The 13606-nt window shown below is 71.1% G+C and carries 9 protein-coding genes; 6 read left to right on the top strand and 3 right to left on the bottom strand.

What is annotated here, in order from left to right; translation table 11 throughout:
• A partial coding sequence (locus tag ACFFHC_RS07065) for a hypothetical protein (protein WP_379804138.1) occupies positions 1-363 on the bottom strand: 363 nt, incomplete at its 3' end.
• 185 nt (positions 364-548) lie between these two features.
• On the opposite strand from ACFFHC_RS07065, the gene coaE reads away from it, so the two are divergent.
• On the top strand, positions 549-1154 hold the full coding sequence (coaE, locus tag ACFFHC_RS07070; protein WP_101849001.1) for a dephospho-CoA kinase: 606 nt from the start codon (positions 549-551) through the stop codon (positions 1152-1154).
• A 102-nt stretch (positions 1155-1256) separates the two neighbouring features.
• Here the strand turns inward: coaE and ACFFHC_RS07075 are convergent, their stop codons facing one another.
• A complete protein-coding gene (locus ACFFHC_RS07075) occupies positions 1257-3071 on the bottom strand; it encodes a BCCT family transporter (protein WP_379804141.1) in 1815 nt (604 codons plus the stop codon).
• A gap of 204 nt (positions 3072-3275) precedes the next feature.
• Here ACFFHC_RS07075 and uvrB point away from each other — a divergent pair, with 204 nt between their 5' ends.
• On the top strand, positions 3276-5387 hold the full coding sequence (uvrB, locus tag ACFFHC_RS07080; RefSeq protein ID WP_379804144.1) for an excinuclease ABC subunit UvrB: 2112 nt from the start codon (positions 3276-3278) through the stop codon (positions 5385-5387).
• Positions 5388-5597: 210 nt separating this feature from the next.
• Positions 5598-6650: a TerC family protein gene (locus ACFFHC_RS07085; RefSeq protein ID WP_083323745.1), complete on the top strand. Its 1053-nt coding sequence runs from the start codon at positions 5598-5600 to the stop codon at positions 6648-6650.
• Between the two features lie 13 nt (positions 6651-6663).
• On the opposite strand, the gene ACFFHC_RS07090 is transcribed toward ACFFHC_RS07085, so the two are convergent.
• The gene (locus ACFFHC_RS07090) at positions 6664-7008 is read right to left on the bottom strand and encodes an EamA family transporter (RefSeq protein WP_379804535.1); all 345 of its coding nucleotides are present in this window, start codon (positions 7006-7008) and stop codon (positions 6664-6666) included.
• Positions 7009-7740: 732 nt separating this feature from the next.
• On the opposite strand from ACFFHC_RS07090, the gene uvrA reads away from it, so the two are divergent.
• The 3 genes from uvrA to rapZ are packed head-to-tail and all read left to right on the top strand — an operon-like array spanning position 7741 to position 13593.
• On the top strand, positions 7741-10644 hold the full coding sequence (gene uvrA, locus ACFFHC_RS07095; RefSeq protein WP_141494288.1) for an excinuclease ABC subunit UvrA: 2904 nt from the start codon (positions 7741-7743) through the stop codon (positions 10642-10644).
• Positions 10644-12602: an excinuclease ABC subunit UvrC gene (gene uvrC, locus ACFFHC_RS07100; RefSeq protein ID WP_070706206.1), complete on the top strand. Its 1959-nt coding sequence runs from the start codon at positions 10644-10646 to the stop codon at positions 12600-12602. Before uvrA ends, uvrC begins: the two co-directional genes overlap by 1 nt.
• 19 nt (positions 12603-12621) lie before the next feature.
• Positions 12622-13593 carry an RNase adapter RapZ gene (rapZ, locus tag ACFFHC_RS07105; protein ID WP_379804150.1) on the top strand — a complete coding sequence of 324 codons (972 nt, stop codon included), beginning with the start codon at positions 12622-12624 and terminating at the stop codon, positions 13591-13593.
• The last annotated feature ends 13 nt before the right edge of the window (positions 13594-13606 follow it).

Below are 13606 nucleotides of genomic sequence, written 5' to 3' on the forward strand. Positions count from 1 at the left end.
TGACCTGCCGCAGTCCAGCCGGGCGGGGTCGCTGGTGACCAGGTCGACCACCGCGCGCACGAACAGGCCCCACTCGCCGGTGGCACACACCAGCTCGTCAGCCACCGTGGCGTCCACGTCCACACGGCGCCACGCGGCCCCCAACCCGCCATCGGTGACCTGCCCGCACGCCCGGGTGACCTCGGCGTGGACCCGGCCGACCGCGTCGAGGAAGGCCACCTCCGCGGCCCGCATCGCCTCCAGGGCGGCCACCGCCGCACCCAACGCGCCCGTCGCGGTGGGCACCACCCCACCGCCACCGACCGGGCCATCGGACTCCCGCCGCACGACCACCACCCCCTGCCCGGATGCACACCACGACATCGAACACACCCACCCACCGGGTCGTTCACATGTTCCACTCATGGCAGCACCACACCCGCCCCGCAACCCCCATCATCGAACATGTGGACGAAACGACACCCGCCCGACCGCGACCCACCCCACCTGTGGACACCCACCACACCGGCCCCATGCCCACCCCGACCGAGCCTCCTAGCATGGCCGCCATGCACCGCATTGCGCTCACCGGGGGAATCGCCGCCGGAAAGTCCACCGTCGCCCGCCGCCTCGCGGAGCTGGGCGCGGTCGTCATCGACTCCGACCGGCTGAGCCGCGAGGTCGTCGAGCCGGGCACGCCGGGGCTCGCCGAGGTCACCGCCCGCTTCGGCGAGTCCGTCCTGGCCCCCGACGGCTCCCTGGATCGTCCCGCCCTGGGCGCCGTCGTCTTCTCCGACGACGCCGCCCGCCGCGACCTCGAGGCGATCATCCACCCCCGCGTCCGCGCCCGCGCCGCCGAGCTCGAGGCGCAGGCCCCCGCCGGCACCCCAGTGGTGCACGACATCCCGCTCCTCGTGGAGACCGGTCAGGCGGACGACTTCGACCTCGTCCTCGTCGTGGAGACACCCCAGGAGCTGCGCGTCGAGCGCATGGTCCGCGACCGCGGCATGACTCCCGAGGAGGCCCGCTCCCGCATCGCCGCCCAGGCCACCGACGCCCAGCGCCGCGCCGTCGCCGACGTGCTCCTGGACAACTCCGGTGACCGGGCCGCCCTCCTGGGCCAGGTGGACCGCGCCTGGTCCGAGCGCGTGCTGCCGCTGGTCCAGGGCGGCTGAGGCGCCCGGCACCGACCGTCCGGCTCCGTCTGCCCGATGCCGGGCGCACGACGAGGCCCCCGGCACCAGCAGGTGCCGGGGGCCTCGTGCGACCGGGGGAGGTCAGGCGCCCGTCGCGCCGTCCCCGCGTTCCTCGCGCGTCACTCGCCGGGGACCGCCCCGGCCCACCAGGGACGCCTCGGTGCGCGGCCGCGGCTCGCCGCTGGCCAGGGTCTCCACGGTGGCCTCCACGGAGTCGCGCACCAGCGCCTCGTGGAGCAGCTGGTGCTCAAGGCGACGGTCGCGGTGGTATTCGGCCGAGAGGGCCCGGGTCACCGCCCACGCGATGGCCATGAGCAGGAAGACCACCGGCAGGGCGCTGAGGATGGACAGCGTCTGCAAGGCGGTCAGCGCGTCGGCCGGGACCGCCGTGGACAGGATGAGGATGGCGGCGATGGCGCCGGTGGCCACCGACCAGAACACGCGGCTCCACACCGGCGGGGTGGCCGAACCACCCGTGGCCAGCATGTCCATGACGAAGGAGCCCGAGTCAGAGCTGGTCACGAAGAAGATGACCACCATGAGCAGGGCGATGCCCGCCAGGATCGCGCCGCCGGGCAGGGCCTCCAGCATCTGGAAGAGCGCGGTGTTGGTGTCCACCGCACCCTCCTTGCCGATGAGGCCGCCGGCACCGAAGATCTCGCGGTGCAGCGCCGTGCCGCCCATGACCGAGAACCAGAAGAAGCTCAGCAGGGCCGGGACGAGCAGCACGCCGGCCATGAACTCCGAGACGGTGCGGCCGCGGGAGATGCGGGCGATGAAGATGCCCACGAAGGGCGACCAGCTGATCCACCAGCCCCAGTAGAAGAGGGTCCAGGACCCCAGCCAGGTCTCGGTCGCCTCACCGCGGAAGGGCATGGTCAGCGTCGACAGGTGGAAGAAGTCGGTGAGGTACTGCCCGATGGAGAACACGAAGTCCCGCATGATGAACAGCGTCGGGCCGAGGAAGAGCACGCAGAAGAGCAGCAGCACGGCCAGGCCGAGGTTGAGATTGCTCAGGTAGCGGATGCCCTTGCCGATGCCGGAGGCCACCGACAGGGTGGCCAGCGCGGTCACCACGGCGATGATGGTCACCTGCAGCACCTTGTCGTCGGCGTCGTCCACCAGGCCCAGGTGCTCCATGCCGGCGGCGATCTGCGCCACGCCCAGACCCAGCGAGGTGGCCACACCGAACAGCGTGCCGATGATGGCCACCACGTCGATGAGGTCGCCGGCCGAGCCCTTGACCTTGTCGCCCAGCAGCGGCTCCAGCGCCCAGCGGACGGACACCGGGCGGTTGCGGCGGTGGATGGCGTAGGCGATGCCCAGACCCATCACCGCGTAGACGGCCCAGGGGTGCAGGCCCCAGTGCAGGAAGGTCGTGGTCATGGCCTCACGGGCGGCCTCGGCGGTCTCCGGGGCCACCGCGCCACCGTGCTCACCGAGGTCCGGCGGGGCCACCTCGGGGCGCGGGGTCGCGAAGTGGAAGAGCGGCTCGGCCACGCCGAAGAACATCAGGCCGATGCCCATGCCGGCGCTGAACAGCATCGCGAACCAGGAGACGAGGCTGAACTCGGGCTCCTCGTCGTCCGGGCCCAGGGTGGTGGATCCGAGGCGCGAGACGCTGATCCAGATGGCGAAGAAGACCAGGGCGGTGGCCGACAGGATGTAGAACCAGCCGAAGCTGCCCGTCACCCAGGTGTTGGCCTTCGAGATGGTCTCGCTGACGGTGTCGGGGAAGAGGGCGGTGGCGGCCACGAAGCCGACGGCGAGCAGGGCGGCGGGCCAGAACACGCCCTTGTCCATCGACCCGTCGGGCTCGGGGACGTCGCTGGCGGTCTTGATGTGCTCGCGCCGTCGCTGCTTCTCGGCGCTCACACCGGGCGGTGCGAAGGTCATGGGTGTCCTCTCGACGGGGTGTGCGATCGGTGGCCGATGGGGGGGCGGGGCCGGGGCTCGACGCCGGCCCATGGCCGCTCCCGACCGTATCGGCAGCCCTCGAGGGAAACACACGGTGATGGACCAGCCAAATCCTCGGGGCGTCGGGTGATGGGTCTCACGGCTCGGCGGGAGGTTGTCGGTGGCCCCGTCTACCGTTGAACCATGCGCCCCGTCACGGACCTCCAACGCAGCGTCGCCCCCTTCGAGGTGGTCTCGGAGTACCAGCCCGCCGGCGACCAGCCGACCGCCATCGCGGACCTCACGCGCCGCATCCAGGCGGGGGAGAAGGACGTGGTGCTCCTGGGTGCCACCGGTACCGGCAAGTCGGCCACCACCGCGTGGATGATCGAGAAGCTGCAGCGGCCCACGCTGGTGATGGCGCCCAACAAGACGCTCGCCGCGCAGCTGGCCAACGAGTTCCGCGAGCTGCTCCCGCACAACGCGGTGGAGTACTTCGTCTCCTACTACGACTACTACCAGCCGGAGGCGTACGTCCCGCAGACGGACACCTACATCGAGAAGGACTCCTCCATCAACGAGGAGGTGGAGCGGCTGCGCCACAGCGCCACCAACTCGCTGCTCACCCGGCGTGACGTGGTGGTGGTGGCCTCGGTGTCCTGCATCTACGGCCTGGGCACGCCGCAGGAGTACGTGGACCGCATGGTGCGCCTCACGGTGGGCCAGGAGATGGACCGCGAGGAGCTGCTGCGCAAGTTCGTCACCATGCAGTACTCGCGCAACGACATGGCCTTCCAGCGCGGCACCTTCCGGGTGCGGGGGGACACGGTGGAGATCATCCCGATGTACGAGGAGCTCGCCGTGCGCATCGAGTTCTTCGGTGACGAGATCGACGCCATCGCCACGCTCAACCCGCTCACCGGCGAGGTGGTGCGCGACGAGGAGGAGATGTACATCTTCCCGGCCACCCACTACGTGGCCGGGCCGGAGCGCATGGAGCGGGCCATCTCCGGCATCGAGCACGAGCTGGAGGGGCAGCTGGCGCGCTTCGAGCAGCAGGGCAAGCTCCTGGAGGCCCAGCGCCTGCGCATGCGCACCACCTACGACGTCGAGATGATGCGCGAGATGGGCAGCTGCAACGGCATCGAGAACTACTCGCTGCACATCGACGGCCGCGAGCCCGGATCGGCGCCGAACTGCCTGCTCGACTACTTCCCGGAGGACTTCCTCCTGGTGCTCGACGAGTCCCACGTGACCGTGCCGCAGATCGGCGCCATGTTCGAGGGGGACATGTCGCGCAAGCGCACGCTGGTGGACCACGGCTTCCGCCTGCCCAGCGCCATGGACAACCGCCCGCTGAAGTGGGAGGAGTTCCTCGAGCGCATCGGGCAGACGGTGTACCTCTCGGCGACGCCGGGCGACTACGAGCTCGCCAAGTCCGACGGCTACGTGGAGCAGATCATCCGCCCCACCGGTCTGGTGGACCCGGAGATCGTGGTGAAGCCCACCAAGGGGCAGATCGACGACCTGCTGGCCGAGATCCGCGAGCGGGCCGAGCGCGACGAGCGCGTCCTGGTCACGACCCTCACCAAGAAGATGGCCGAGGACCTCACCGACTACCTGCTGGAGCGCCAGGTGCGGGTGCGCTACCTGCACAGCGAAGTGGACACGCTGCGGCGCATCGAGCTGCTCAAGGAGCTGCGCCTGGGCGAGTACGACGTCCTCGTGGGTATCAACCTGCTGCGCGAGGGCCTCGACCTCCCCGAGGTGTCTCTCGTGAGCATCCTCGATGCGGACAAACAGGGCTTCCTGCGGTCCAACCGGTCGCTCATCCAGACCATCGGCCGTGCGGCCCGCAACGTGTCGGGCCAGGTGCACATGTACGCCGACACCATCACCGAGTCGATGCAGTACGCCATCGACGAGACCAACCGGCGCCGCGCCAAGCAGATCGCGCACAACACCGAGCACGGCATCGACCCCACCCCGCTGCGCAAGAAGATCGGCGACATCACCGAGATGCTCGCCGAGATGCAGGGCGTGGCCAGCACCTACGAGGGCGTCACCGACCCCGGCCGCCCCACGGGCCGGCGGGGTGCCGCGGCCGACGCCGACGTGGCCGCGGACCTCTCGGTGGCCACCGGGGAGCGCCCCACGGACATGCCCAAGGCCGAGCTGGCCGAACTCATCGCCCAGCTCACCGACCAGATGCACTCGGCGGCCGAGCAGCTGCAGTTCGAGCTGGCAGGGCGGCTGCGTGACGAGATCGCCGAGCTGCGCAAGGAGCTGCGGCAGATGGAGCGCGCCACCGGCTGACCCCACCCCCACCGAGGCGGCCACCCCGTAGGATGACCCCTCGACGGAGGGGAGTATCCCCGCGTGAGCTCTCGTCATCACGAAGCCCGGGTGCGGCCGCCAGGCCCCAACGACCGGCGCTTCCGGGAGTTCGGCCCACCCGAGGTGGGAGAGACCTCCGGCCCGTGACCACGTGCCACCCCGGTGGCCGCAACGGAAGGTTCCCCTCCCATGACAGTTCCCCTCTGGGTCTGGATCGTCAGCCTCGTCGTCACCCTGGGCGTCCTCGCCTTCGACGTCTGGTGGGCGATGCGCAACCCCCACGTGCCCTCCCGCAAGGAGACCACCGGGTTCCTGACCGTCTACGTCAGCGCCGCCGTCCTCTTCGGCATCGGCGTCTGGGTGCTCGCCGGCCACCAGTACGGCACCGAGTTCTTCGCCGGCTGGCTCACCGAGTACTCGCTGAGCATCGACAACCTCTTCATCTTCCTCATCATCATGAGCAAGTTCGGGGTGCCGCGGAAGTACCAGCAGGACGCCCTGCTGTGGGGCATCATCATCGCCCTGGTGCTGCGCGCGATCTTCATCGCCGTGGGGGCCACCGCGATCAACGCGTTCTCGTGGATCTTCTACCTCTTCGGTGCCTTCCTCATCTACACCGCCGTCAAGCTCTTCCTGGAGTCGATCAACGACGAGGACGAGGACGAGTTCGAGGAGAACGCGTTCATCACCTTCGTCAAGAACCGTTTCCCGGCCACCGACTCGTGGGAGCACGGCACCCACTTCCTCGCAAGGATCGACGGCAAGAAGCTCATCACGCCGATGTTCATCACCGTCATCGCGCTGGGCTCCACCGACCTGCTGTTCGCGCTGGACTCCATCCCGGCCATCTTCGGCCTCACCCAGGAGCCCTACCTGGTGCTCATGGCCAACATCTTCGCGCTGATGGGTCTGCGCCAGCTGTTCTTCCTGCTCGGTGACCTGCTGCAGCGCCTGGTCTACCTGGGCATCGGCCTCTCGGTGCTGCTGGCCTTCATCGGTGTCAAGCTCATCCTCCACGCGATGCACGAGAACGAGCTGCCCTTCATCAACGGTGGGGAGCACATCGCCTGGGCCCCGGACATCCCGATCCTCGTGTCGCTGGGCGCCATCGTGCTCATCCTCGGCGTGACGACGATCGCCAGCCTCATCAAGTCCAGCAAGGACCGCCGCAAGGCGGAGGAACCGGATCAGGAGTACATGATCCTGGACGGCAAGAAGGTGCCGATCAACCGCGACAACTGATCCGCTGGTCGCCTCAGGCGCCCGGTTCCGCTCCGGCGGGCCGGGCGCCTCGTCGTGGCCGGGACATCACGATGATGCTGGCCGCCACCACCAGGGCGATGCCGAGCAGCTGCGGCCCGCGGAGCCCCTGGCCGAGCACGACCGCACCGGCTGCGGCCGCGGCGGCCGGCTCCAGGCTCAGGAGCACGCCGAACACGCCGGGGGCCAACCGGCGCAGGGCCACCAGCTCGAGGCTGTAGGGGACGGCCGAGGATGCCAGCGACACCCCCAGCCCCACGAGGAGCACGTGGGGGTCGAGCAGGGTGCTCCCGGCGGTCGCGATGCCGGCCGGGGCGAGCACCAGGGCGCCCAGCACCATCGCCAGGGCGACCCCGTCGAGCCCGGTGAAGTGTCGGCCCACGCGCGCGCGCTGGTGAGGATGTAGCCGCACCAGCAGGCGCCGGCGAGCGCCGCCAGCAGGGCACCGAGGGGGTCCACCCCCTGACCGCCGGCGACGGCCGCCCACGCGCCGCTCACGAGGACAACGCCCGTGGCCGCGGCGGCGACGGCGAGCAGGTCCCGGCGGGTGCGGGAGAGCACGGCGGACATCACCAGCGGACCGGTGAACTCGATGGTGACGGCCACGCCGATGGGCAGGCGGTCCAGCGAGGCGTAGAAGAAGAGGTTCATCGCCGTCATGGCCACGGCGAAGGCGACCACGGCCCGCCAGTCCGCGGCCGAGCGGCCACGCAGCGTGGGACGGGCCGCGGCCACGAGCAGCAACCCGGCGAGGGTGAGCCGCAGGGCGGTGGTGCCGACGACGCCGACGGTGGGCAGCAGGGTGGCCGCGAACGCCCCACCGACCTGCACGCTCACCACGGCCGCCAGCACCATCCCCACCGGGCCGAGGTCGGACCCGGTGCGGGCCGTACGGGGGAGGGACATGGCGGGAGTCTAGGGAGCGCCAGGGGAATGGTGGCGCGCGTGGGGAGGTTGTCGGTGGTCGTTCCTAGACTGGCGGCCGTGACCGGCGGCGCCGGTCGTGCGCCCCACCGACCCCTGCGGTGCGCGGCGCCCCCAGACCCCGTGTCGACCGAGTGAGGACCAGCGCGTGAGCACCGAGAAGGCACCGGCCCGAGACCGCATCGTGGTGCGGGGGGCCCAGGAGAACAACCTCAAGGACGTCTCCGTGGACTTCCCGCGCGACGCCCTCGTGGCGTTCACCGGCCTGTCCGGCTCCGGCAAGTCGTCCCTGGCCTTCGACACGATCTTCGCCGAGGGCCAGCGCCGCTACATGGAGTCCCTCAGCTCCTACGCCCGCCAGTTCCTGGGGCAGATGGACAAGCCGCAGGTGGAGTTCATCGAGGGTCTCTCCCCGGCCGTGGCCATCGACCAGAAGTCCACCAGCCGCAACCCGCGCTCCACGGTGGGCACCATCACCGAGGTGCACGACTACCTGCGCCTGCTCTTCGCCCGAGCCGGCGTTCTGCACTGCCCGGTGTGCGGCGAGGAGGTCTCGCAGCAGACCCCGCAGCAGATCGTCGACCAGGTGGCCGCGGCCCCGGAGGGCACGCGCTTCCAGGTGCTGGCCCCGGTGGTGCGGGAGCGCAAGGGCGAGCACGTGGAGCTCTTCAAGGAGCTGCAGACCAGCGGATACGCCCGCGCCCGCGTGGACGGCGAGACCGTGCAGCTGAGCAGCCCGCCCCAGCTGGCCAAGACGCGCAAGCACACCATCGAGGTGGTCGTGGACCGACTGCGCGCCAAGCACGTCGAGGGGGAGCCCGAGCGCTCCTTCGTCACCCGCCTCACCGACTCGGTGGAGACCGCGCTCCGCCTGGCCGAGGGACGCGTCGTCATCGACTACGTGGACGTCTCCGAGGAGGGCGACCCCAGCGGCCTGCCGCCCGAGCGCGTGCTCTCCGAGCACCTCGCGTGCCCCAACGAGCACCCCATCGGCATCGAGGAGATCGAGCCGCGGACCTTCTCGTTCAACGCCCCCTTCGGCGCCTGCCCCACCTGCCACGGCATCGGCACCGAGCTCGAGGTCGACCCCGACCTGCTCGTGCCCGACGAGGAGCTCAGCCTCAACCAGGGCGCGGTGACCCTGTGGGCGCAGGGCAAGAAGATGGCCGACTACCACCGGCGCCTCGTGGAGGCCCTCGCCCAGGAGCTGTCCTTCGACATGGACACCCCGTGGCGCGCGCTGCCGCAGCGTGCCCGCAAGGCCGTGCTGTACGGCCACGAGCACAAGGTGCACGTGCGCTACCGCAACCGCTTCGGCCGGGAGCGCTCGTACTCCACCGGGTTCGAGGGGGCCGTCACCCAGGTCAAGCGCCTGCACGCCGACACCGAGTCCGACCAGATGCGGGAGCGCTACCAGCAGCTCATGCGACAGATCCCGTGCCCGTCCTGCAAGGGCGCCCGCCTGCGCCCGGAGGTGCTCGCGGTGCGCATCGACGGCATCAACATCGCCGAGCTCTCGCGCCTGTCCATCGCCGAGGCGTCCGCCTTCCTCGAGGGGATGACGCTCAGCACCCAGCAGGCACGCATCGCCCAGCAGGTGCTCAAGGAGATCCAGGCCCGTCTGGGCTTCCTCCTCGACGTGGGGCTCGACTACCTCACGCTCGACCGCGCCGCCGGCTCGCTCTCCGGTGGAGAGGCGCAGCGCATTCGCCTGGCCACGCAGATCGGTGCGGGCCTGGTGGGCGTGCTCTACGTGCTCGACGAGCCCTCCATCGGCCTGCACCAGCGGGACAACCAGCGCCTCATCGACACGCTGACCCGCCTGCGCGACCTCGGCAACACGCTCGTGGTGGTGGAGCACGACGAGGACACCATCCGCACCGCCGACTGGGTCATCGACATCGGCCCCGGGGCCGGCGAGCACGGGGGAGAGGTCGTCTACTCCGGCGAGGTCGACGGCCTGCTGTCCAGCGACTCGATCACCGGCGACTACCTGGCCGGTCGCCGCTCCATCCCCACGCCGACGGAGCGCCGACCGGGCAACGGCAACGCCCTGGAGGTCAAGGGCGCCGCGGAGAACAACCTGCAGAAGGTGGACGTCACCTTCCCGCTGGGCACGTTCACCTGCGTCACCGGCGTCTCCGGCTCCGGCAAGTCCACCCTGGTCAACGACATCCTGTACACGACCCTGGCCAACCGCCTCAACGGGGCGCGGCGCATCCCGGGCCGCCACCGCACCGTCAAGGGGCTGGAGCATCTCGACAAGGTGGTCCACGTCGACCAGAGCCCCATCGGGCGCACGCCCCGGTCCAACCCGGCCACCTACACCGGCGTGTTCGACAAGGTGCGCAAGCTCTTCGCCGAGACCGAGGACGCCCGCGTGCGCGGCTACGGCCCGGGGCGCTTCAGCTTCAACGTCAAAGGCGGTCGCTGCGAGGCCTGCTCCGGCGACGGCACCCTGCGCATCGAGATGAACTTCCTGCCGGACGTCTACGTGCCGTGCGAGGTGTGCAAGGGCAAGCGCTACAACCGCGACACCCTCGAGGTGAAGTTCAAGGGCCGCACCATCGCCGAGGTGCTGGAGATGTCCATCGAGGAGGGGCTGGAGTTCTTCGGCGCCATCGGGTCCATCTCCCGCCACCTGCAGACGCTCGTGGACGTGGGCCTGGGCTACGTGCGCCTCGGCCAGCCGGCCACCACCCTCTCCGGTGGTGAGGCCCAGCGCGTCAAGCTGGCCGCCGAGCTGCAGAAGCGCTCCAGCGGTCGCACCGTCTACGTGCTCGACGAGCCGACTACGGGCCTGCACTTCGAGGACGTGCGCAAGCTGTTGGGGGTGCTGCAGTCGCTGGCGGACAAGGGCAACACGGTGCTGGTCATCGAGCACAACCTCGACGTCATCCGCAGCGCCGACCACGTCATCGACATGGGGCCCGAGGGCGGCGACGGCGGCGGCACCGTGGTGGCCACCGGCACCCCCGAGGAGGTGGCTCAGGTGGAGGCCAGCCACACCGGCCGATACCTCGCCGAGGCCCTGCAGGCCGCCGCGCACTGATGGCGGACCCCGCCAGCTACCGTCCCCGCCCCGGGGAGATCCCCACCTCCCCGGGGGTGTACCGCTTCCGCGACGTCCACGGGCGGGTCATCTACGTGGGCAAGGCCAAGTCGCTGCGCCCGCGGCTCAGCTCGTACTTCCAGAACCCAGCCCAGCTCCACCCCCGCACCCGGCAGATGGTGCGCACCGGCGCGTCGGTCGAGTGGACGGTGGTGAACACCGAGGTCGAGGCGCTCCAGCTGGAGTACGCCTGGATCAAGGAGTTCGACCCGCGCTTCAACGTCAAGTACCGCGACGACAAGTCGTACCCCTACCTGGCGGTCACCTGGTCCGAGGAGGTGCCGCGCGCCATGGTGATGCGCGGCGCCAAGCGGAAGGGCAACCGCTACTACGGCCCGTTCGCGCAGGCCTGGGCCATCCGCGAGGTGCTGGACCTGGCCACCCGTGTGTTCCCCATCCGCACCTGCAGCAAGGGCGTCTACCACCGGGCGCAGGTGTCGGGGCGCCCCTGCCTCCTCGGCTACATCGACAAGTGCTCGGCGCCGTGCACCGGGGCCATCAGCCCCGAGGACCACCGTGCCCTCGTGGACGACTTCTGCCGCTTCATGAACGGCGAGACCGCCGGCTTCGTCCGGCAGATCACCGAGCGCATGCAGCAGGCCGCCGCCGACCTGGACTTCGAGAACGCCGCCCGGCTCCGCGACGACCTCGGCGCCCTGGAGAAGGTGCTCGAGAAGTCCGCGGTGGTCTTCAACGAGTCCGTGGACGCCGACCTGTTCGGCATCGCCGACGACGAGCTCGAGGCCGCCGTCCAGGTCTTCCACGTGCGCGGCGGGCGCATCCGGGGCCAGCGCGGGTGGGTCGTGGACAAGGAGGAGCACCCCACCGCCGAGGCCATCGAGCACCTGCTGCGCCAGTTCTACGGCACGGGCGAGGAGGACATCCCCCGGGAGGTGCTCGTCTCCACCGACCCGACCGACCACGAGGTGCTCACCGAGTGGCTGTCAGGCATGCGGGGGTCCGCGGTCACCATCCGCACCCCCGAACGGGGCGACAAGGCCACTCTGCTGCGCACCGTCATCCGCAACGCCGAGGAGTCCCTGGCCCGCCACAAGATGACCCGCGCCGGGGACCTCACGGCCCGGTCGGCGGCGCTGGCGGAGCTCGAGGAGGCCCTCGGCCTGCCCGAGGCCCCGCTGCGCATCGAGTGCTACGACATCTCCCACACGCAGGGGGAGAACTCCGTGGGCTCGATGGTGGTCTTCGAGGACGGCCTGCCGCGCAAGGCCGAGTACCGCCGCTTCATCGTCCGCGAGCCGGCCGACGACACCCGCGCGATGGGGGAGGTGCTCACCCGCCGCTTCCGCCACGGCACCGCCACCCCCGAGGGGGACGCGCTGGCCGACTCCCCGGACGCCCGGAGCAGCGGCAGCCAGTCCGGCACCAGCCGCCCCGGCCGACCCGCCAAGCGCTTCGCCTACCCGCCGCAGCTGGTCGTCGTGGACGGCGGCCTGCCGCAGGTGAACGCGGCCCGGGCGGCCCTGGACGCCGCGGGGGCCGGGGACGTGGCCGTCGTGGGGCTGGCCAAGCGCCTCGAGGAGGTGTGGGTGCCGGGCGACGAGTTCCCCCTCGTGCTGCCCCGCGGCGGGGACGCGCTCTTCCTCCTCCAACGCCTGCGCGACGAGGCGCACCGCTTCGCCATCACCTTCCACCGCCAGCGCCGCTCCAAGGCCATGACCGCCAGTGAGCTCGACACCGTCCCCGGCCTCGGCCCGGCCCGCCGCAAGGCGCTCCTGGAGGCCTTCGGCACCGTCCGCGGGATCCGCGCCGCCACCGTCGAGGAGCTGGGGGAGGTGCCCGGCATCGGGCCCGCCCTGGCGCGCACCGTGCACGAGCACCTGGCCGGGTCGCAGGCCGCCCCGGCGGTCAACGTCACCACCGGCGAGGTGCTGGACTGAACCCTGCGAGGATGGCCCCATGACGACCTCCTCGACCGGCGGGGTGTGGCAGGCCCCCCGCACCGCCGTGGTGACCGAGCTCCTGCGCCAGGCCGAGCAGTCCCCCTCCGGACCCCACCTCGGGGAGGCGGGGGAGATCGCGGTGGTGACGGGCCTCTCCGGGGCCGGGCGCACCACCGTCACCAACGTGCTGGAGGACACCGGCTGGTACGTGGTGGACAACCTGCCGCCCTCCCTCATCGGGAACCTCGCCGCGATGTCCGACCGCCTTCGCGTGGAGGCCGACCGTGCGCCCCGCCTCGCGGTGGCCTGCACGGTGCCGTCCGAAGCCGTGGTCGAGGACCTGGCCGAGGCGCTCAAGGAGCTGCGGGCCGCCGGCTGGAAGCCGTGGGTGCTCTACCTGGACGCCAGCGAGGCCGAGCTCGTGCGCCGCTACGAGGCGGTGCGCCGCCCGCACCCGCTGCAGGGCCAGGGGCGCCTGCTCGACGGCATCCGCGCCGAGCGCCGCCTGCTGGGCAGCCTGCGCGCCACCGCCGACGTGGTGGTGGACACCAGCGGCCTCAACGTGCACCAGCTCTCCGCCCAGATCGGCCGCATGGTCGAGCCCGGCGAGGACCTGCCCCGGGTGTCGGTGATGAGCTTCGGCTTCAAGTACGGCCTGCCACTGGACGCCGACATCGTGCTGGACCTGCGCTTCCTGCCCAACCCCTACTGGGTGCCCGAGCTGCGCGCCCACAACGGCACCGAGGCCCCGGTGCGCGACTTCGTCCTGGCCCAGGAGGGTGCGCTGGACTTCGTGGAGCGCGCGCTGGACATGCTGGAGCCGATGGTGGCGGGCTATCGCCGCGAGCACCGCCGCTTCGTCACGCTGGCCGTGGGCTGCACCGGCGGCAAGCACCGCTCGGTGGCGATCACCGAGGAGCTGGCGCGGCGTCTGGCCGAGCGCGAGGTGGCCGTGCGCTCCCTGCACCGGGACCTGGGGCGCGATTGAGCGCCGTGGGTGT

Origin of the sequence: Kytococcus schroeteri (assembly GCF_042433515.1) — a bacterium.
In the GTDB taxonomy this organism is placed as follows: Bacteria; Actinomycetota; Actinomycetes; order Actinomycetales; family Dermatophilaceae; genus Kytococcus; species Kytococcus schroeteri.

Excerpts from the sequence above, each read along its gene's own strand:
- coaE (WP_101849001.1), top strand. The coding sequence starts at position 549 with ATGCACCGCATTGCGCTCACCGGGGGAATCGCCGCCGGAAAGTCCACC.
- uvrB (WP_379804144.1), top strand. The coding sequence starts at position 3,276 with ATGCGCCCCGTCACGGACCTCCAACGCAGCGTCGCCCCCTTCGAGGTG.
- rapZ (WP_379804150.1), top strand. The coding sequence starts at position 12,622 with ATGACGACCTCCTCGACCGGCGGGGTGTGGCAGGCCCCCCGCACCGCC.
- ACFFHC_RS07085 (WP_083323745.1), top strand. The coding sequence starts at position 5,598 with ATGACAGTTCCCCTCTGGGTCTGGATCGTCAGCCTCGTCGTCACCCTG.
- uvrC (WP_070706206.1), top strand. The coding sequence starts at position 10,644 with ATGGCGGACCCCGCCAGCTACCGTCCCCGCCCCGGGGAGATCCCCACC.
- ACFFHC_RS07090 (WP_379804535.1), bottom strand. The coding sequence starts at position 7,008 with ATGGTGCTGGGCGCCCTGGTGCTCGCCCCGGCCGGCATCGCGACCGCC.
- ACFFHC_RS07075 (WP_379804141.1), bottom strand. The coding sequence starts at position 3,071 with ATGACCTTCGCACCGCCCGGTGTGAGCGCCGAGAAGCAGCGACGGCGC.